This is a genomic window from Mycobacterium sp. IDUB_37, assembly GCF_055419245.1.
This window is the reverse complement of record NZ_JBVAXG010000006.1, coordinates 117,442-136,698: the sequence shown is the minus strand read 5'-3', so window position 1 is coordinate 136,698 and position 19,257 is coordinate 117,442. Positions and strand designations below refer to the sequence as shown.

Genomic DNA, 19,257 nt, shown 5'->3' with positions numbered 1-19,257 from the left:
TTCTCGGTGCGCCGTGTGTCGGGTGGACGATGGAGCAGCGTTCGCTGCGGGTCACATCTAGCGGCTGGAGCCGGGGCCGATCGTCGCCAATCCCGCGAACTCGGTGTCGCTCAATGCCATCCGGATCAACTCCGCGCGTGACGACATCCCGAGCTTCATGAAGATCTTGCGAAGGTGATAGTCGACCGTGCGCGGGCTGAGGAACAGCAGCGTCGCGATCGAGCGGTTGGTCTCACCCGAGCTGACGAAACGGGCGATCTGCACCTCTTGAGGCGTCAGCTGATCAAGCGTGCCGACGTCACGTCTGCGGGCGGTCTCACCAGTAGCCTGCAGTTCGGTGCTGGCCTGTCCGGTCCAGGGTGCGGCGCCGAGTCGCTCGAAGGTCTCGTGCGCCGAGCGGAGAAATTTGCGAGCGTCTGCACGACGGCGGCGCCGCCGGAGGTTTTCGCCGTACAGCAACTGAGTGCGGGCCGTCTCGAACGGTCGCCCGCCTTGGGCGTGCAAGCTCAGCGCCTCGGTGAAGTGCCGATCCTGTTCGCCGTCGGTGTCCAGCAAGCCGTGGCAACGCGCCGCCAGTGCCCTCGCCCAGGGTGCCCCCGTGTCGTTCGCCCACGTCTGCAACATCGCCAGGCGAGCGGGCGCGGCGGCCTTCTGCTGACTGCGAACCGCTGCCTCGACGAAGTCGGGGGTGGCCATCAACATCACCATCTGGTTGCCCTCGCCAGGTGCGGCACCGGACAGCGCCTCAAGTCGGTCGAAGGCTTCCTCGGGGCGTCCGCCACCGAGATCGAGCAAAGCCAGCGCCCACGAGGCAATGGCCGCATGTGGCCCCAGCCGCAACGAGATTGCCTGCGTCAGAGCGGCTGCGGCGTGATCACGGCAATCTTGCGCGCGGCCTTGCACCGCCGCAATGACGGCCAGCACGCCGTGCAGGTGCGCCGCCGGATTGTGTTGGCCGGTCTCTTCGGCCAGTTGCAGACCCTCGGTGGCGTCAGCCAGCGCGGTGGCGTAACGACTCGTCAACACCTCCACCATGGCCATCGGGCCGAGCAGCAGCGGCAGCATCGCCGCCTCGGCGGCCGCGCGTGTCTTGGCGACTGCCGTACTGAACAGGTCGATGGCACGCGAATCCTCGCCGAGGAACATCGCGCCCGCGGCCGCGCCCATCAGGACTCGCGGTTCCCGGCTGATGGTGGCCAGATCCACCGCGGCCCGCAACTTCGCCGCAGTGCTCGTGGTGTCACCGCGCAGCAGTCCGGAAAGGCCCACGATTACGTGGCCGGCTACCAGACTGGCGTTATGTTCGTCGGGCAGCTCCGCGAGTAGGGTGGCGACTTCGTTCAGACGCGCGAGGTCACCGGCCGCCCATGCCAGCTGGCCGGCTTCGCCGAGCATTTGAGCAGCCCGCGCCGGCTCCAGGTCGGTGATCAACTCCGCGGCACTGACCAGGATCGCGTATGCGGCAGACGGAGTGCCGCAGTGCGCCTCGATCGACCCTCGCTGGTGCCCGATGCGGGCTCGTAGTTGCGCGGCGCCTGCCAGCGGGAGGGCTTGGTCGAGCAACTGTTGGGCGCGATGCGGCCGGCCCGCAAGCCATGCCGCCCAGGCCGCATCGGCCAGTCGGGTAGCGCGCAACTCGGCTCCCGCGGTGAGCGCCGCCGATCGCTCGAACGCGGCCGCGGCGGCATCGTGTCCACCGCGTGCACGGGCTCGTTCGGCAGCGGCGTGCAAAGCCTGCGCCACCGCAGAGTCCGGTCCCGCGGCTGCTTTGGCGAGGTGCCAAGCCTTCCGGTCGGCGTCGACGTCAGCGTCGAGGCAGGCGGCGAGTGCTCGTTCGACCTCCTGGCGTAGTCGCGAGGTCGCACCGTGGTAGATCGCCGAACGCATTAGTGGGTGGACGAACGAGACGATCGTCGATTTCACCTGCAGTAGGCCCGCCGTCTCGGCCGCGTCGAGTGCCGCGGGTCCAGCGCCCAGCGCTGCTGCGGCTTTGAGCAACTCAGCGAGTTGACCGCTGTCGTGTGCGGCGGCTACCAGGAGCATGGTCTGTGTCTCGGGCGCCAATTCGGCCGCCCTGTCCAGGTAGAGACGTTCCAGGCTCAGCGGCAACTGGTCCGGTAAGGGTGCCTCGCCGGCGATCTGCCCTGCGGACAACGACCGGGCGAATTCGGCCAGCGCCAGCGGGTTGCCCAGGGTGTCGGCGACCAGGCGGTCACGAACTCCAATAGCGACCGGGGAGTTGAGCTGTTCGGCCAGGATTGCGGCCGCCGCGTCCGCGTCCATTCCGGCCGGCCGCAACTCTGGCAGTCCAGGTGCGGCGAATGGGTGCGCCGGGTCGTCGCGGGCAGCGAACAACACGACGATTCCCTCGGCCTGCAGTCGCCGGGCGGCAAAAGTCATCGCGTCGGCGGATGGGCCGTCCAGCCACTGCGCGTCGTCGATCAGACACAGCACTGGGGCCGCTTCCGCTGCCTCGGCCAAGATGCTGAGTACGGCCAGCGAGATCAGGAACCGGTCGTCCGCGATTTCCGGGCCCAGCCCGAACGCACTGAGCAACGCGGCCTGTTGCCGATCAGGAATCCCTGCACTGCGGGCCAGGACAGGCAGCAGCAAGGTATGCATCGCGGCGAACGGCAGCTGCGATTCGGTCGGGATGCCAGTTGTCCGCAGAATCTGCATTCCGCTCGCTTGCCGGGCTGCGTAGTCGAGCAGCGCGGACTTACCGATGCCGGCTTCGCCACGTAGCAACAAAGCGCCGCTGCGCCGTTCCCGCGCACCTTCAAGCAGGCGGTCTACCTGCGCGCATTCCTGCTGGCGGCCGTGCAGCACAGCAATGATCGTAGGACTCGACTGGTGACTAGGACTGGTGACTTCACTGATTCGACGACACGAGGTTGGCGCGACTCTGGGGAGGTCAACGAACGACACCGATAAGGGAGCAGAGATGAGCACCACCCCGTCCGCCCGCAACATCCGCAACATCGACGTCGCCGTGGTCGGCGCCGGACCTACCGGCCTGATGCTGGCCTGTGAGTTGGCCATGCGCGGCGTTCGGGTGGAGCTGTTCGAACGCCGCGCGCAGGAGCCCAACATCACCCGGGCGTTCGCTATCCACGCGCGGACCATGGAACTGCTCGACGCCCGCGGTCTCGCCGAAGAGGTCCTGCAGCGTGGCTTCGCGGTCGGTGAGATAGCGCCGGTACCTGGAGCGACCATCTCCCTGGTCGACGAGCTGTCGGTGCGCTACCCGTTCATCCTGATGGTTCCGCAGAGCGGGACCGAGCAGGTGCTGGCTGCTCAGGCACAACGACTCGGCGTCCGAGTGATCCGCGGTGCCGAAGTGGTCGACCTGCAGCAGGAAGCTGACGGTGTCAGCCTGGGTCTAGCCGACGGCGATCACGTCCTCGCCCGCTACGTCGTCGGTTGCGATGGCGCGCACAGCGCCGTCCGGCGACTGCTCGGCGTCGACTTTGTCGGCAAGCAGTACGAAACCCACATCATGTTGGCTGACGTGCGGCTCGCCAACCCGCCCGCAGAACTGATGTTCGCCAGGACCAACAACCAGGGTGTGGTGCTGGTTCTCCCGTTCGGTGACGGCTGGTACCGCGCGATCGCCTGGGACCGGTTGAGCGAACAGGCTCCGCTGGGTCAACCCGTAGCCATGGCCGACATCCGTGACGCGTTGAGCCGGATCGCGGGTGAGGACTTCGGCGTGAGCGAGATGCGTTGGAGCTCGCGCTTTCTCAGCGAGCGACGCCAAGCCCGGCACTACCGGGTCGGCCGGGTTTTCCTGGCCGGCGATGCGGCGCACGTCCATTCACCGATCGGCGGGCAGGGCATGAACACCGGTGTCGGTGACGCGATGAACCTCGGCTGGAAACTGGCTTCCGCCGTGCGTGGGGTCGTGCGTGGTGAAAATCAGGAGTGGCTGTTGGACAGCTACGAATCCGAGCGGCATCCCGTCGGTGCCGGCGTGCTGGCCATGACGGATGCGCTCAACCAACTCGTCCTGGGCGGGTCCGCGCTTCGTCGGTTCCTGCAGCGCTTGATCATTCGCACGGTACTCGGCATCCCTCGCACCCGGCGGATGATGGCCCGTCGACTCACCGGGGTCGGTATCGCCTACCCGCGACGCTCACGGCATGACGACCGACTGGTGGGCCGGCGGATGGCGGACATCGACTGCAACGGCACCAGGCTCTACCAGGTCCTGCGCAGTGGCCGATTCGTGCTGCTCACCCGCGATCCGGCGAAAGTGGCAGATTGGCCGGGCGTCGACCACGTAACTCATTGCGACCCTTCGCTTCCCGCGGCGGTACTGATCCGGCCCGACGGCTATGTCGCCTGGGCGACCCGGCACCCGGAGGACGGCGAACTGACGGCCGCCCTCACCCGGTGGTGTGGCGAGCCCGTCGGAGTTCGCTGCGCGATTCGATAGGGTTGCCGGTCAGCGGAGACCGTTGATCGCGAATTTCTCGACATAGCGGCGGACGGTCTCGGGCTCTGACATGTCAAATGCCTGCCCCTGATTGACGGTTGAGAACGAGTAGATGATGCGTGCCAGCCATTCGCCGGCCGCACGAACATCGACATCGGCACCGACTTCGCCACGTTCCTGGGCATTTTGAACATAGGGGACCAGGAACGTGGTGGTGCGGCGCACGAAGCCGTGGCCGTCGGAAACCATCTGGCGCATCAGCTCCGCATCGTCTGTCAGTAGGCGATTGCGGGTGCGGTGCTCGACCAGAATCGTGGCGTTCACCTCCGCCATCGCGCCGAGTTGCTCGGCCAGCGTGCGCTTGTCGTCCATTGCCCTGGCCACTTCTCGGTAGAACTTCTGAGCACCGAACTCAATTGCGGCCTCGATGAGGACCTTTCGGTCCTCGAAATAGCGGTAGACGGTACCCCGCGACAGGCCGGCGACGCGGGCGACATCCTGCACGTTGGTTCGCTGAGTACCGAGCTGTTTGAAGCATTCATTGGCCGCTTCGAGAATCTGATCGCGGCGGCCCGAGTCGGCTTGATCTATCAAGGAGTCCACCTCGGGCGCGGCTTCTTCAGTCGGCATCTCGTTCCTCGGCGCAGTCGCGGTGTGGACGAAGCGCCTCAATACTACGCAACACTGCGTGTCACGGTGTTCATCCGGCGTCGTGGAGAGAACGGGCGAGAACCCATCGACAAGAAATATATTTCGAGGCCCAGGTTTAGCGCCGCGCCAGGCTGGGTACGCCCTGCGGAACCTTCAAGCAGGGGCTCAATGGGGAGGCCCGAATCGGGCTGCTGAAGGCAGTAAGTTCAGAAAATTTTCTTCCATAGAAGATTTTGACGTGACTAGTCGAGCAGGCGGCTATGGAACGACTTAGCGGACTTGATGCTTTTTTCCTCTACATGGAAACACCAACGCAGCCACTGAATGTTTGCTGCGTCTTGGAGCTGGATACGTCGACGATGCCGGGAGGCTATTCGTATTCCCGGTTGCTCGCGGCACTGACCAAGAACGTGAAGGCGATACCGGAGTTCCGGATGAAGCTGGCCGACAGCCAGTTCAACCCGGACCACCCGGTGTGGGTCGACGACGACGATTTTCAGCTGCGCCGTCATCTGCACCGGATCGCGGTACCCGCGCCCGGCGGCCGTCGCGAGCTGTCTGAGATCTGCGGACATATCGCGGGGTTGCCGCTGGATCGAGACCGCCCGCTGTGGGAGATGTGGGTGATCGAAGGGGGCGCTCGCGACGACGGTTTGACCGTGATGCTCAAAGTGCATCACGCTCTGGTCGACGGGGTCGCCGGTGCGAATCTGCTTGCGCAACTGTGCAGTCCGCAGCCCGACGCACCGATACCGCTGCCCGTGCACGGCGTCGGTAGCGCCAGCACGATGCAGATCGCCGCGAGCGGGCTGTGGAACCTCGCCAAGCGGCCGTTGAAGCTGGCGACGGTATTGCCGGCGACAGTAATGACGGTCGCGCAGACCGTCATGCGCGCTCGTGACGGCAGGACAATGGCCGCGCCATTCAGTGGGCCACCCACCCCGTTCAACGGTTCATTGACGCGATCGCGCAACGTCGCTTTCACCCAGTTGGACATGCGGGACGTCAAGAGGGTCAAGAACCAGTTCGGCGTCACCGTCAATGACGTGGTGGTGGCGTTGTGCTCCGGGGTGTTGCGACGGTTCCTGCTCGAACGCGGCGAACTGCCGGAAACGCCGCTGGTAGCCACCGTGCCGGTCTCGGTCCGCGGCAAGTCGGATCGGCCGGGGCGCAACCACACGTCCATGATGTTCTGCAGGCTGGAAAGCCAGATCAGCGATCCCGTCGAGCGCGTCCGCACGATCGCCGAAAACAACACCGCCGCCAAAGAACACATCGGCGAGATGGGTCCGACGCTGTTGCACGACTGGAGTGAGTTCGGCAGCCAGTCGCTCTTCGGTGCGGCAATGAGCGTCATGCCCCGGATGCAAGTGGGCGGCAGTCCCGTCTACAACATGATCCTGTCCAACGTGCCGGGCCCGCAGGATCAGTTGTACTTCCTTGGCTGCGCGATCGATTCGATGTCGCCACTGGGTCCGTTGCTTCTCGGCGCGGGTCTCAACATCACGGTCATGTCCCTCAACGGCGCATTGGGCATCGGCATCATCTCCTGCCCGGACTTGATCCCAGAGCTGTGGGAGATGGCCGATGCGTTCCCGGATGCGCTCAAGGAACTGCTGGAATACGGCGACCGCATTCAGCGCGATGACCGGGAATATTCAACTGACTAGTAATCGGCCGAGTGGAACAAAACTACGCAAAATGTATCGTTGTTAAAGTCTGCGGGAGGTCGTTGATCGAAGGGGCGCCGCAGTGCTTGGCGTCCCGGTTTGGGATCCGGTGTCGGAGAACACTTCTGCATGGGGGCTGCGTTGGCCCGCCTCGAAGCACACCTGTTGCTCGAGGAGATTGCCTTGCGCGCCAACCGAATAGAGGTCGTCGGCGACCGGATACCGCGCGCATCGGCGTTGGTAGACCTATGACCGGTTGGCCGTCCGACTGAGTTACCGGTGAAAAGCGTCAGTAACCATAGCCGGTGCTGGTGTCAAGAACTTCCACAGCCGCGTCGATGCTCGGGATCACCGTTGCGCCGTAGCGCGCGACGATCTGGTGCAGCGACCGGGTGATGTGCGGTCCTACCGCGTCGGCCAGCAATACGTCCTCGGCTATGACGATCCCGTTCACAACGTGGCCCGCGACCAGGCGGCCGTCGGGGGCGACCTCATACCGCCAGTCGGCGATCTGGATCCGCTCCGGCTTGGACGAGAAGAAGCCGCGCTTTGCCGGAGTGTGAATCACCCCAGGAAGTCCGGCAAACACATTGACCACCAACGCAACACCGCCGGGACCGCCGAGCGCGCCGGCGATGGTGCGACTCACTCGGTCGGCATCGAATTCCACCATCAGCGGTCCACCGTCAGTAGTCGCTGGCTCGGGCCCGCGGCGCCCGGCTGCACCGCGCTTGCGACCCTCACTTGTCCATGGGCAGAACGAAGGTTGGCTTGATGGTCTCGCCACTGCCGGTGCGGCGCACCGCGGTTCCCGCCGTATAGAACTCGACGGTGTGATGTCCCCACGCATAATTCGAGATCGCGAAGTGCACACCCACCACCCCGGTCGCGCCGTCGCGCTCGGCCTCGGTCTGCATGCGAGTCATCGCCAACTCGCGTGCCTGGTAGTTGCCCTGCGTCCATTGCGGCATCTCCATGTTGCGGCCGATTTGCTTCAGCGTCTGCATGAACCCCTGCACGGCGATGTGGAACACACAGTTACCCATCACAAACGCCACCGGAGTGTGCCCGGAACGCAGCAGCGTCACCATGTCCTGGCCCGAGAGATGGCTGGAGAACGCCTGTCCGTTGGGGCGCCGGAATGCGCCCGGCTTGTCGACGTAGCGCACCGCGGTGCCGACCGCCATGAACTCCAGGTGTTCGCCGCCCTCGCCGTGGTGACGCCAGGTGAGACGGACCCCGACGATTCCGTCGGCCTTGAGTGAATCGGCCTCGGCCTGCATACGCGCCATCGCATTCCAACGTGCGCGATAGGTCGCCTCGGTGAGCACACCCAATTCCTGTTGCTGCCGCATGTTCGTGAACTGGTAACCGACGTGGTACACCGAGACGCCCATGACCAGCTCGATCGGTTCGAACCCGGCTCCGTGCAGCAGCGCGAATTCGTTGATCGACAGGTCCGACGTCCACGATTTTGAAGCGTGCGATAACCGTTCGCTGGCTACTGGATCGAGTGCGCCTGGTTCCATCTGCGTGGGTCCCTTCTGTGGTTTGCGACAGCGTACCTAGCAAGCTGCTCGGGATCACGGAGCCAGGGTGATCGCCTCTTCTGGGCAGTTCTGCGCCCCGGACACAGCATGCTGCTCCCGTTCGCCGGAGACGTCCTCGATGCGCACGATGGCGTGGCCGGCGTCGTCGGCATCGTAGATGTCAGGTGCTAGCGAGTAGCAGCGTCCGTGCCCGACGCAACGGTCCGGGTCGACCCAAATGCGGGTCATCGCACAGGCACCGGGAAGGTGAGGGGCAGGGCTTCCACCGAGCGCAGTGCGGCGGTGTACTTCAACTCGGTGCCGGGCGGAATCTCGTATTCGGGGATTCGGCGATGGAATTCGCGCAACGCCACTCGTAACTCCATCCGTGCCAGATGGGATCCGAGACAACGGTGTGGACCGCCGCCGAACGCGCGGTGCCGATTCGGACTGCGGCTGAAGTCGACCAGTTCCGGATCCGGGAATTCGGCCGGGTCGGTGTTCGCCGCTCCGAGCAATGGGCTGACCCGTTCGCCTTTGCTGATCGGACAGCCACCCACCTCGATGTCTTGCATGGCCACCCGGACCACCCCCGGTACCGGAGTCTCCCAGCGCAGCAGTTCCTCAACGGCATGTGGTAGGACGTCGGGCTGATCAATGAGCTGCTGACGATGCTCGGGGTGTCGTGCCAGGTAAACGAAGAAGCAGTCGAGCGAGTCGGTGACGGTGTCCAGGCCGGCGATCAGGAACAGGAAGCAGATGTCCAGCAACTCCTCGCGGGACAACGCCTGGCCATCCTCCTTGAACTTCGACGCGATCATTGCGGACAGCACGTCATCACGCGGATTGGCGATGTGATCATCAATGGCCCGCTCGAAGTACTCATAAATTTGCTCAGCTACCGGCGCCGAGGCGTCATGGCGGCTGTCCCAGTCGTCGGTGGCGCCCTCCGGGCGGATGACTCCGTCTTTCCACTCCAGGAATTTCTCGAGGTCTTCCAGCGGCAGGCCCAGCAACTGCAGAAACACCGTGCAGGGCAGCGGCACAGCGAACTCCTCGTGGAAGTCGCATTCACCCCGGTCGGCGAAGCGGTCGATCATTTCGTTCACCAAGGCACTCACCTGCGGTTCGCGGCGGGCCATCTCGCGTGGCGTGAACAAAGGGTCGAGGATGCGCCGATACTTCGCGTGATCGGGCGGGTCGATCTGCAGGGGAATCAGCGGCCGGAGATTGCCGAGATCGACTGCGTCCATGTTCGACGAGAACAGATCGGTCCGCTTCAGTGCCATCTCGATGTCAGCGAGTCGGCTGAGCACCACCGCCTGAGGCGATCGAAACACCGGCGCACTCTCGCGCAGCGCCTTATACATGGGTTGCGGTTCCGCAAGACCGACGACGGCTTGGTCGACGAACCCTTCGGCTTCTGTCATGTAGTCAGCGTGGCACCGCACCGTGCGGTGGGCAATGCTTGCATTGCAAAAATAGGTAAGTTAGCGACTTTGTCGACGACGGACACTCTACTTTTCGGCGCCTTCAACCGCGCCGCGGTGCGCCCGATCACCTTTTCGGATTGGAGCTATCACAAAAATGTATAGCTTCTAGAAATAATCTGCTGCGATCGCAGGTTAGTTTGTGTCGCGAACACCTAGTGACGGTCGTGCCGGCAACGGAGCCGGGGCGGCAGATTTTTTGAACGGCGCCAACAGCAGCGTCTCGAATTTTCCTAATTGATAGTAAGCACAAGAGGTTTCAATGAATTCCCCTCGCCGAAACCGAGTCGCGGTCCAGATTTGGCCTGGTGGCGCGCCGAATTACCGATCCTGGCGGCAGGCGGTGCTCGACGCCGAAGCATTGGGAGCCGACGTCATCTTCGGCTACGACCACTTCCACAAGCCGTTCGTCGAGGTTCACGACGGATTGCCGCATCTGCTACCCGAGCAGCACGATGTCAACAACTTCGAAGGCTGGACAGCGTTGGCGGCCTGGGGTGAGATGACGTCTCGCGCCGAAATAGGGCTACTGGTCACCGGTATCGGGTACCGCAATCCCGACTTGCTTGCCGATATGGCACGCACGGTCGACCACATCAGCGGCGGCAGGCTTATTCTTGGGCTCGGAACTGGTTGGTACGAAAAGGATTATATCAGCTACGGATATGCCTACCCGACTTTGACTGATCGATTCCGGCTTTTCGTCGATGGCTTGGCCCGTATCGAAAATCGGCTGTCTCGGCTCATCCCACCGCCACTGCGCGAAATCCCGATCCTCATCGGCGGATCAGGCGAAAAGAAAACTCTGCCGTTGGTCGCCGGCTTTGCCGACATCTGGCACAGTTTCGAACCGATTGACGAATTCCGTCGCAAGGACGAGTTGCTCAAGCGCTACGTCGAGGCGGCGCAGCGAGACGACTCCGCAATCGAACGCGCGGTTGCCTGGACCGGCCCGAGCGAGGCCGACCTGTTCCACAAGGAAGGCGTCACGCTGTTCACCGCGGAGATCAGGCCAACCGAAAAGGGTTATGACCTAACCACTCTCGCCGAGATGATCGACTGGCGCGACGGCGACTGATTCGGGTCGCATCACGGTCAGGCCGGCGGCGTAGGGCGGCGACGTCGGGCATGGAGGAATGACATGACGGCGCGCAGCACACCCCGCAGGGCGTATGCGGCGGTCACGATCGACAGCAGGATCAGCAAGACGAACGTCACCATCCAGTTGCTCCTGCTGTGACTGACGTCCCACCAGATAACCGTGAACAACAGGACACACACCAGCAGCACGATGTCTCGCCAGTTGCCCTGGTATGACGTCGCTGCGCGGCGCATCGCACGGCCTCGATCGGTGGCTTCGATAAGGTCATCGATGCGGGCGTCGATAGTGCGCTGAAGTTCGGCCCGTCGTTCGGCGGCCTCCGGCGGCAACCGATCAAGCAGGTCCATGTCTTGCTTGATCATGCCCCTGAAATCCGGACCTCTGAATTGGCTGGCCGCGACAGCCAACATCGCACCACCTACAACAGGTGCGCTGTTGAGCGCGATCTGTCCCAGACCCGCCACGACCGAACCTCCTCGAAGTCCTCCGTTGAGGATCGCCGAAGTGGGGGAGCGGATCAACCCTGGGGTTTTCGCTACGTCTTGTCTTCGAGTAGGTGCGCGTACGGATCGCTATCGGCGCCAACCTGTTCCGGCATCGGATAGTAGGTCTTGATCAGCAGGTTGCCGTCCTGATCCCAGGCGAATGTCTCGATGCTGTAAGCCGATTGGATGTTGGGTTCAGTCCCAAAGGAGTTCTCGCAGACCCAGGCCATCTCGTCGCCGTTGACCTGAACGGTGACCATCTTGATCGTCAATAGTGCCTGAAACATGTCGTACGCATCCGACGTGGCGGCGGCGAATCCGTGCTTTTCCTGCGTTCCGACTGGATCGAACATGCGCACCTCGGCTGGAGCAATGGTTCGCCACGACGCGACCCATTCGTCCTTTTTGCCGGCATTCCACAAATCGGCATGCTTGGCCGCGTGGGCGAGTCGCGCCTTTCGGCTCGGCACCTTGCTCATCGAGAACTCCCTTCGCTCAACCGATTTCCGTCGAGAGTAAACCGGCCGGTCAGTGGTTCGGGTCGAATATCACCGGAAGCGTTGTCGGACCTGATAGTTCGGTGGCAGGTCGCCATGGAGCAGAGCCGACACGCCGCAGATTGGGCATCCGGCGCGTGATGACGCGCAGCGCCTCGGCCAGTTCGACCCGGGCGAGGTGCGCGCCCAGGCAATAGTGCACGCCTCCGCCGAGGGTCAGCATGGCCGGCGATGCCGACCGGGTGATGTCCAGTCGGTCCGGGTGGTCGTAGACGGTCTCGTCGCGATTGGCCGATGCGGTGCTGGCGATCACGACGGTGCCCGCCGGGATCAGGCAGCCGTTAAGGCCGCCCAGTTCAATGTCTTCGGTGGCAGCCTGGGCCCAGGGCGCAGCCCTGTCCCTCGACGAGACGATCGCCTACGCGCAGCGCGACCGTGGCCAACGCAAACGGCCCGCCAGCGGTTGGGCGTCGCTCACACCCGCCGAACGCGACGTCGCCAAATTGGTCTGTGAAGGTTTGGCCAACAAAGAGATTGCGACACGGCTTTTCGTATCACCCCGCACCGTCCAGGCGCATCTCACCCACATCTACACAAAGCTGGGCATCGCGTCTCGGGTTCAATTGGTCCAGGAATCGACGCGGCAGAATTGAAGTCGCGGGATCAGGATGCCGCCGAGGAACGTCGACCCTTCCGTTGCTCAGGACTGCGCAACGCGTCCATCGCGGCGGCCACCTTGGGGTAGGCGATCGCCGGACCGATCCAGCGCGTGAGATACCGACGGAGGTCCGCGCCGGTACGCGGCGGACGCCCGGGGTCGGCAAGGAACGAGTGCAGCACCCGCAGGCAGAACTCCGACAGTTCCTCCAATCCGGCCTCGTCGAAACCGTGCAGATCCCAATCCACATCGAATTTGTGCAGCATGGACCGTCCAAACGTCAGAGCAGTGTCAGAAATGATGGAGACGGTGTGCCCATCACGACCGCGCTGGCTCAAGACGAACTCGACCTGGTTATCGGATTCAAGCCCCTCGATCGCGAACGCCACTCCTTCGACCATTGCCGTGACGGGGTCGGTAATGCCCTTGAGATGAGCCTCCAGATGATTCAGAAACCCATCGGCAGAGCGCATCGCGGTTGCCACCAACAAAGCCTCGGTGCCGGGGAAGTAGCGATAGACGGTTTGTCGGGTGACTTCCAAATCTCGCGCCACATCGGCAATCCGCATCGCCGAACCGCGTTCGCCGACAATTCTGTCGGCAGCGTCCAAGATGCGCTGGATCGCCTCCTCGTCAGACGCCGGCGTATTGCCGCCCCACCCGTGACTACGCATGATTGGCGAACCGCGAATCTGGCGTCATGAAAGCGGATCATACGGCGTGGTCGGTTGCGTATGCCGTCGTCGATTGAGACCGCAGATTGGCGCGCAGTCCTGCCCGGACGTCTGCGGATAGACAGTTGTCCAGAAAAGCACTCGACTGCCGCAGATGGGTGAGCACTTACAGGGGTGGACTGCACGGGCTCCAGTCGCCGCCACCCTGGCCTCTTAGCTGATTCGCGGCTTCCTTGCCCAGAGCGATGACCGTCCGCTAGAGTTCTGAGTGGAATCAGACAAGTGTCCATAATTGGTGGCAAGCGCAGCCCGGTTGCCGGAGGACCTCGACTATGTCGGTGCTCGGTGCCGAGATGGCGGTTTGACAACTAACCGTCGCGGCAACGTTTGCCGAACAGCCGCCGTGATGACATGCAGACCGGAGGAATTGCCGATGCCCAGTAGGTACGCTGCCCTCACTCGTGAGCAGCTCGCCACCTTGGTGCCCGAGTTGCTTTTGATCGGACAGATGATCGATCGCTCCGGGATGGCTTGGTGCATTCAACAATTCGGTCGCGAAGAAATGTTGCAAATAGCTATCGAGGAATGGGCGGGCGCGAGTCCGCTTTACACCAAGCGCATGCAACAGGCTCTGCGCTACGAAGGCATAGACGTCGTCACTATCTTCAAAGGTCTGCAACTCGATATCGGAGCGCCACCGCAATTCATGGACTTTCGCTACACGGTGCATGACCGCTGGCATGGCGAGTTCCAGCTGGACCACTGCGGAGCACTGCTGGACGTCGAACCGATGGGCGAGGAATACGTGCGCGGCATGTGCCATGACATCGAGGACCCAACCTTCGATGCGACCGCGTTGGCCACGAATCGCAGGGCGCAAGTGCGCCCGATCCACCGGCCGCCCCGGGTGCCGACCGATCGAAACCCGCACTGCGCGTGGACGGTGATCATCGACGACTCATACCCCGAGGTGGATTTCTTTCCCCAGATCGAGATCATCGGGCGCAGCCGTGCCGCCAACATAGAGCTTGACGCAATTGACGGCACGCAACCGGGCCAGGCAGACTACTCCGGCCCGTTGGTGTCCGACTTCGACTTCGGCGCGTTCTCCCACTCGGCGCTGGTCCGCATTGCCGATGAGGTCTGCCTGCAGATGCACCTGCTCTACCTGTCATTTGCGCTCGCGGTGGATAAGCGTGCCAATGGCGATGCCGCACTGAGTCGTTCGATCGCCACCAAGCAGCTCGTCGGCCTGGCTGGTCTGGCGGCCGAGCGAATTCACCACGCACTGGATCTACCGGGTGGCGTGCAGGGTGTCATTCGAGTGATGGAGCTGCATCCGTTGTTCAACCCCGCTGTCTACGTATCGGCCGACTTTGCCGACGATTCGGTGCGGATGCACCCGTCACCGGCACACGAGGACGACGCCTGGCCAGCGCTGGTATCACCCGATTCGGTCGAGCCGCTGCAGGCGATCGCGACAGCCGTGGACCCACGCCTGCGCATCGAAATCACTGGGTCCGCGACGGAATGGACCGCGCACATAGTTGAAACCGACACTGCGACAAAGGAATCCTCAGAAGTTGCGGTGGCGAAATTCAGTGGCGGGTCGACCTTCGTCTTCCAGTCGCGGAAGTCTTTGCCCCTCACGCCGGTCTAGCTGGGCGCGACCGGCTGCGCCAAGGACCTCAGGCGACGGACGCGCCGAGAATGAGATTGACCGCCTCGTCGAGTTGCCCGGCAATGTCGGAGTAGCTGACGAAGCGGGCCGCCATAAGCGCCCCGGAGAAAGTCATCTGCAGGGTCGACTTCACCGAGCGAGGCCAACCCGGACCGAGAGCGGCGCCGATCCTGCGGGACACCTCATCGGCAATCTCCTCGCGCAACGGTGCCACCGCGGGATCGTCGGCCATCAACGCGGCACCGCATCCCGCAGTCAATTCAGGCTCGTCTGCGACAACGAGTGCCATGTCCCGCATAGTCGCGCTGACCCGGGTCTTGGTGGTGTGGTTGACGTCGGTGTGCAACGGCAGTTCCCGCAGAAGCCGTAAATAAACGGCTGCTACCAGCGCGCTTTTCGACGAGAAGTAGGTATAAGCGCTGGCCGGGGACACCCCGGCGCGCTGAGCCACCGCACGCATGGTCAGGTTGGCGTAGGAGGATTCGCGCAGTTCTTCCAATCCGGCATCGAGGACCTTCCGGATCGTCTGTCCGGGACGGCGATCCGACCGTCGTGGCGCTGTTGCGCCGCTGGCGCTGGTTGCATGGGCGCCGGCGGGAGAAGCCACTTCTCTAGACACTCGTCCAGTGTAGGAAACTCACACTGCGCAGGACAAGTACGCCACGAAATACGTTTTGAACAGTGTTTATCAGCGCAATCAGCGTTCGTCGCCCCCAGCTTGAGGCTTGCCGGGACAGGGTGTCATCGCTACTCTCGACTGTAAATTACAGACAGATGTCCAGAATTTTGAACTGCTGTCGCGATGGGCCAAGGAGATCCAGATGACCGTCGAACGTGTATTGGTGACCGGCGCGTTCGGCCTGGTCGGGTCGGCGGTGGTCAAGCGGTTAGCTGAGCAGGGTCGCAACGTGGTGGCCACCGATCTTGACATCTCAGCGAACCGCGAGCGCGCGCATATGCTCGCGGCGCAGCGTCTGGTGCAGGTTCAGTGGGCCGACCTGACCTGTCCTGACGAGGTCAACGCCTTGGTCGAGGATGTCGCGCCGACAGCGATCATCCACCTTGCCGCGATCATCCCGCCGTTGTGCTACGCGCGTCATGAGCTTGCCTACGCGGTCAACGTGGAGGCCACCGCACGCCTGGTCGAAGCCGCCGCGCGATTGGCAACGCCACCGCGATTCGTGCACGCGTCAAGCATCGCGGTCTACGGGGCCCGCAATCCGTATCGGGAAGATTCGTTGCTGACCGCTTCAACTCCGTTGCGACCCACCGAACTCTACGGTGAACACAAAGCCCTGGCCGAGCAGTGCGTGACGTCGTCCGATCTGGACTGGGTAGTGCTGCGCCTCGGCGGTGTTCTTACCGTGGAGCCTCGATTCAAGATCGACCGCGACCTCATCTTCTTCGAAGCGGTGCTGCCTTCGGACGGACGAATCCACACCGTCGATGTGCGCGATGTCGCGCACGCGTTCTGCGCGGCGATCGGCACCGACCACGTCCGGGAGACCTTTGTCATCGGCGGCGATCACACTCACCAGATCACGCAGGCCAAAATCGGCTCCGAATTCGCAGCAGCCATGGGCCTACCGGGCGCGATACCGCCGGGCCGACCAGGCGATCCCAATAACGACCTGAGTTGGTATCCCACGGACTGGATCGACACCGAACGCGCACAGGATGTGCTCGACTACCAACATCATTCGCTGACTGCGATGCTCGAAGAGACCCGAACAGAAGTCGGGTGGCGGCGCTTTCTGCTCCGATTGTGCGCTCCGGCGGTTCGTTGGTACCTGCGGCGCCACTCTCCGTATCGCGGCTTTGCCGGTGCCACAGCGGATCCGATGGGCGCGATCTGGAAGCGGTGGGGCGATCCGCGGGCGTCAGCGGCGGCACCCCGGCAGGTTGCACACCCATAGTATTGGCGTTGTGACCGCGGAGGATCGGCGCCGATGGGACGAGCACTACGCGCAGTTGGACCCCGCGTCATTGGCCGATGTGCGAGTGCCCGGTCTACTTGCGCCGCACGAAGACCTGATTCCCTCCACCGGATACGCGATCGACGTCGCGTGTGGCCAAGGAGTCGGCGCAATATGGCTGGCTAAGCGCGGCCTGGAAGTCTGGGGCCTGGACATCTCCGGTGTGGCGATCGAAAAGGCGCGAGATCTTGCCCAACGCAGTGGAATCGGTGAACGATGCCGATTCGACACGGTCGACCTGGACGCAGGTATACCGATAGGGCCCCCGGTGGAATTGGTCCTCTGCAACAAATTTCGCGACCCTCGTCTCAATCGAACCCTCATCCAACGCCTGGCACCGGGCGGCCTGCTGGCGATCGCAACGCTTAGTCAGGTTGGTGCGTCACCCGGCCAGTTTCGCGCGACACCGGGCGAGCTGATCACGGCATTCGCCGAACTAACCGTGATTGCAGCCGGCGAAGGGGACGGCAAAGCGTGGTTACTGGCACGCAGATGAGCAAGTAGCACGCAATCCGCGACTTCTCCGGCGGCGGTAAAGTTGTCAAAGATGACTGATCAACGCCGCGACCCCCCGCCCCGCCGCCCGGCAGGGGACTTTCCGCGCGCTCCGGGCACTGATCGCTTTTCACGCAATTCTGCGCCTCCACCGCGCGAAGCGACTCCGCCCGACTTCAGCCTGCAACCCAGTCAACGTCGTCGTCCTCCGCCGATCATCCTGGCTGTTGCGGTGACTGCGGTATTGGCGGTTACCGCACTGGTAATCGGACTGGTGGCGCTGCTGACCCAACCAACAGTGCCGGCACCAGCCACAACGAACGCTCAGTCGACCGCGACGGCAGACAAAGCGCTATGCCAGGCGATCGGGCCGCAAATGAAGGAGAACGACGACCGCAGCAATGCCTTTCTGGCGACCGGAGAGCCAGGCACGCCTGAGCGAGATGCCGCGTTGCAGAAATTCGTCACCGATACCCAGGAGTGGGCGCGCCGCACACAGCAAACCCTGGACGCGCATAGCAACCCACCGCGCCTAATCACCCGGGCGCTGCAGCGCTACATCGACGACATGCAATTGTTCGTCGCGAGCGTGCGGCCCGGCCCGGGCACGCAGTACGACGAGGCCGCCTGGACCGACAGCATTGTCGCGTATGGGGGTCCGTTGTCGATCTGTCAGCAGTTGGGTGTCAACTGGTAAAGGCGGGTTTCTAGGGCTGTCCCGCCAGCGGCACCCAAACCCCGTAGACCCAGAAGCCCAGTTGCTGGAAGTAAGGGTCCCAAAGCGGCACTACCGGAATTCCCCAGTAGTTCAGGGTCGGCGCCACCCAGCCCTGCGGTGGCAACCACGGCCCGCCGCGCGGACCAAAGTCGCCCCACAGCGACGGCCCCCAGTCCAACGGTGGTGGCGGCGGCGGACCCCAGCCCCACGGCGCCCGCCCGAGGCCCCACGGCCGCGGACCGCCGTGCCAAGGCGCCGGACCGAGATGTAGACCGGGGCTCCGGAAAGCTCGATCCCAGAGCAGATCGCCCAGTGGCGCGCCCGGCCCGCGGAATCCGTTGCGGAACAGCCACGCCGGCTGGCGCGGACCGCGAACCAGCCAGTTCAGGTTCGCCAAAGGTCCACCTGGCACCCGCAAGTTGATGCCCAAGTCACCCCGCGGACCCCACCACCGAGCGAAGGGTGGTGCGCCCAGCCCACGGAACGTCGCGCGGAAGTTGCCGGGCGCCATGCCCGGCAGCCGCGGCCCACCACGGAAGAAGTCGGTCGGTCCGCCCGGCCGACGAAACGCACCGCGGAAGTCGATCGCCGGAGCGCCAGGAGCCCGGAAATTGCCACGGAAGACAGACCCTGGTCCGGCGGGCACGCCGAACCTGCCCCGAAGCTCGGCAGCAGGTGGTCCCGGGTTGCGCCATTGTGGATTGAGCCCACCCGGACCACCGCGACCCGGTCCAGGACCGCCAACATCCGGCCCACGTCCACCCGGACCACCACGACCCGGTCCGGGGCCGCCGGCGTCAGGTCCACGTCCCCCAGGACCAGGCCCACCCGCATCAGGACCACGCCCACCCGGGCCGCCACCAGGACCACCGCGACCAGGCCCACCCGCATCAGGACCACGCCCACCCGGGCCGCCACCAGGACCACCACGACCAGGCCCACCCGCATCAGGACCACGCCCACCCGGGCCGCCACCAGGACCACCACGACCAGGCCCACCCTGCGGAGCTGGGCCGCCCGGCTTCGGCGCGGGGCCGCCATGGGGTGCGCCGCCACCTCCGCCGCCGCCACCGCCAGGACCTGGTCCGGGATTACCGCCGCCACCGCCGCCACCGCCGCCACCGCCGCCACCCGGCTTGGCACTGGCAACGCCTACGCCCATACCGATGATTGGCACGCCGGGCGTAATGGCA

Annotated in this window: 20 protein-coding genes and 2 pseudogenes; 9 read left to right on the top strand and 13 right to left on the bottom strand. The window is 64.0% G+C overall.

Annotated features, from left to right (window positions below):
* Nucleotides 1–57: 57 nt before the first annotated feature.
* Nucleotides 58–2,829: a helix-turn-helix transcriptional regulator gene (locus tag ACZY1I_RS21030; RefSeq protein WP_463756623.1), complete on the bottom strand. Its 2,772-nt coding sequence runs from the start codon at nucleotides 2,827–2,829 to the stop codon at nucleotides 58–60.
* Between the two features lie 115 nt (nucleotides 2,830–2,944).
* Here ACZY1I_RS21030 and ACZY1I_RS21025 point away from each other — a divergent pair, with 115 nt between their 5' ends.
* Complete coding sequence (locus tag ACZY1I_RS21025; RefSeq protein ID WP_463756620.1) at nucleotides 2,945–4,438, top strand: FAD-dependent monooxygenase; 1,494 nt, start codon at nucleotides 2,945–2,947, stop codon at nucleotides 4,436–4,438.
* A 9-nt stretch (nucleotides 4,439–4,447) separates the two neighbouring features.
* On the opposite strand, the gene ACZY1I_RS21020 is transcribed toward ACZY1I_RS21025, so the two are convergent.
* Nucleotides 4,448–5,068: a TetR/AcrR family transcriptional regulator gene (locus tag ACZY1I_RS21020; RefSeq protein WP_463756617.1), complete on the bottom strand. Its 621-nt coding sequence runs from the start codon at nucleotides 5,066–5,068 to the stop codon at nucleotides 4,448–4,450.
* Nucleotides 5,069–5,349: 281 nt separating this feature from the next.
* On the opposite strand from ACZY1I_RS21020, the gene ACZY1I_RS21015 reads away from it, so the two are divergent.
* Nucleotides 5,350–6,759 (top strand): WS/DGAT/MGAT family O-acyltransferase, encoded by a 1,410-nt coding sequence (locus ACZY1I_RS21015; protein ID WP_463756613.1) that lies wholly within the window; start codon nucleotides 5,350–5,352, stop codon nucleotides 6,757–6,759.
* Nucleotides 6,760–6,888: 129 nt separating this feature from the next.
* On the top strand, nucleotides 6,889–7,011 hold the full coding sequence (locus tag ACZY1I_RS21010; protein ID WP_463756611.1) for a hypothetical protein: 123 nt from the start codon (nucleotides 6,889–6,891) through the stop codon (nucleotides 7,009–7,011).
* A gap of 37 nt (nucleotides 7,012–7,048) precedes the next feature.
* On the opposite strand, the gene ACZY1I_RS21005 is transcribed toward ACZY1I_RS21010, so the two are convergent.
* The 4 genes from ACZY1I_RS21005 to ACZY1I_RS20990 form a co-directional block, all read right to left on the bottom strand.
* Nucleotides 7,049–7,432 carry a DUF5073 family protein gene (locus ACZY1I_RS21005; RefSeq protein WP_463756608.1) on the bottom strand — a complete coding sequence of 128 codons (384 nt, stop codon included), beginning with the start codon at nucleotides 7,430–7,432 and terminating at the stop codon, nucleotides 7,049–7,051.
* 67 nt (nucleotides 7,433–7,499) lie between these two features.
* Nucleotides 7,500–8,288: a heavy metal-binding domain-containing protein gene (locus tag ACZY1I_RS21000; RefSeq protein WP_463756605.1), complete on the bottom strand. Its 789-nt coding sequence runs from the start codon at nucleotides 8,286–8,288 to the stop codon at nucleotides 7,500–7,502.
* A gap of 54 nt (nucleotides 8,289–8,342) precedes the next feature.
* Nucleotides 8,343–8,537, bottom strand: coding sequence for a ferredoxin (locus tag ACZY1I_RS20995; RefSeq protein ID WP_463756600.1), 195 nt, complete (start codon nucleotides 8,535–8,537; stop codon nucleotides 8,343–8,345).
* Nucleotides 8,534–9,718 carry a cytochrome P450 gene (locus tag ACZY1I_RS20990; RefSeq protein WP_463756596.1) on the bottom strand — a complete coding sequence of 395 codons (1,185 nt, stop codon included), beginning with the start codon at nucleotides 9,716–9,718 and terminating at the stop codon, nucleotides 8,534–8,536. Before ACZY1I_RS20990 ends, ACZY1I_RS20995 begins: the two co-directional genes overlap by 4 nt.
* A gap of 322 nt (nucleotides 9,719–10,040) precedes the next feature.
* On the opposite strand from ACZY1I_RS20990, the gene ACZY1I_RS20985 reads away from it, so the two are divergent.
* Nucleotides 10,041–10,856, top strand: coding sequence for an LLM class F420-dependent oxidoreductase (locus ACZY1I_RS20985; RefSeq protein ID WP_463756592.1), 816 nt, complete (start codon nucleotides 10,041–10,043; stop codon nucleotides 10,854–10,856).
* Nucleotides 10,857–10,873: 17 nt separating this feature from the next.
* Here the strand turns inward: ACZY1I_RS20985 and ACZY1I_RS20980 are convergent, their stop codons facing one another.
* From ACZY1I_RS20980 to ACZY1I_RS20970, 3 genes and pseudogenes are all read right to left on the bottom strand, one after another.
* Nucleotides 10,874–11,290 (bottom strand): hypothetical protein, encoded by a 417-nt coding sequence (locus ACZY1I_RS20980; protein ID WP_463757148.1) that lies wholly within the window; start codon nucleotides 11,288–11,290, stop codon nucleotides 10,874–10,876.
* Nucleotides 11,291–11,415: 125 nt separating this feature from the next.
* Entirely contained in the window at nucleotides 11,416–11,844 is a 429-nt protein-coding gene (locus tag ACZY1I_RS20975) for a hypothetical protein (protein WP_463756589.1), read from the bottom strand.
* A 49-nt stretch (nucleotides 11,845–11,893) separates the two neighbouring features.
* Nucleotides 11,894–12,202, bottom strand: a pseudogene (locus tag ACZY1I_RS20970) (cytochrome P450); the annotation flags it as partial.
* A 31-nt stretch (nucleotides 12,203–12,233) separates the two neighbouring features.
* On the opposite strand from ACZY1I_RS20970, the pseudogene ACZY1I_RS20965 reads away from it, so the two are divergent.
* Nucleotides 12,234–12,515, top strand: a pseudogene (locus ACZY1I_RS20965) (response regulator transcription factor); the annotation flags it as partial.
* Between the two features lie 10 nt (nucleotides 12,516–12,525).
* Here ACZY1I_RS20965 and ACZY1I_RS20960 read toward each other — a convergent pair.
* Nucleotides 12,526–13,194: a TetR/AcrR family transcriptional regulator gene (locus ACZY1I_RS20960; RefSeq protein ID WP_463756587.1), complete on the bottom strand. Its 669-nt coding sequence runs from the start codon at nucleotides 13,192–13,194 to the stop codon at nucleotides 12,526–12,528.
* A 433-nt stretch (nucleotides 13,195–13,627) separates the two neighbouring features.
* Between ACZY1I_RS20960 and ACZY1I_RS20955 the strand changes: the two genes are divergently transcribed.
* Nucleotides 13,628–14,854 (top strand): hypothetical protein, encoded by a 1,227-nt coding sequence (locus ACZY1I_RS20955; RefSeq protein ID WP_463756585.1) that lies wholly within the window; start codon nucleotides 13,628–13,630, stop codon nucleotides 14,852–14,854.
* Between the two features lie 28 nt (nucleotides 14,855–14,882).
* Here ACZY1I_RS20955 and ACZY1I_RS20950 read toward each other — a convergent pair whose 3' ends face one another.
* Entirely contained in the window at nucleotides 14,883–15,482 is a 600-nt protein-coding gene (locus tag ACZY1I_RS20950; protein WP_463757146.1) for a TetR/AcrR family transcriptional regulator, read from the bottom strand.
* A gap of 214 nt (nucleotides 15,483–15,696) precedes the next feature.
* On the opposite strand from ACZY1I_RS20950, the gene ACZY1I_RS20945 reads away from it, so the two are divergent.
* The 3 genes from ACZY1I_RS20945 (at nucleotide 15,697) to ACZY1I_RS20935 (ending at nucleotide 18,043) form a co-directional block, all read left to right on the top strand.
* Entirely contained in the window at nucleotides 15,697–16,791 is a 1,095-nt protein-coding gene (locus ACZY1I_RS20945; RefSeq protein WP_463756581.1) for an NAD-dependent epimerase/dehydratase family protein, read from the top strand.
* A gap of 10 nt (nucleotides 16,792–16,801) precedes the next feature.
* The gene (locus tag ACZY1I_RS20940) at nucleotides 16,802–17,347 is read left to right on the top strand and encodes a class I SAM-dependent methyltransferase (RefSeq protein WP_463756577.1); all 546 of its coding nucleotides are present in this window, start codon (nucleotides 16,802–16,804) and stop codon (nucleotides 17,345–17,347) included.
* Between the two features lie 231 nt (nucleotides 17,348–17,578).
* On the top strand, nucleotides 17,579–18,043 hold the full coding sequence (locus ACZY1I_RS20935) for a hypothetical protein (protein WP_463756573.1): 465 nt from the start codon (nucleotides 17,579–17,581) through the stop codon (nucleotides 18,041–18,043).
* Between the two features lie 10 nt (nucleotides 18,044–18,053).
* Here the strand turns inward: ACZY1I_RS20935 and ACZY1I_RS20930 are convergent, their stop codons facing one another.
* Nucleotides 18,054–18,461 carry a hypothetical protein gene (locus ACZY1I_RS20930; protein ID WP_463756570.1) on the bottom strand — a complete coding sequence of 136 codons (408 nt, stop codon included), beginning with the start codon at nucleotides 18,459–18,461 and terminating at the stop codon, nucleotides 18,054–18,056.
* Nucleotides 18,449–19,207, bottom strand: a complete 759-nt coding sequence (locus tag ACZY1I_RS20925) for a hypothetical protein (protein ID WP_463756566.1) — start codon at nucleotides 19,205–19,207, stop codon at nucleotides 18,449–18,451. Before ACZY1I_RS20925 ends, ACZY1I_RS20930 begins: the two co-directional genes overlap by 13 nt.
* Nucleotides 19,208–19,257 lie beyond the last annotated feature (50 nt).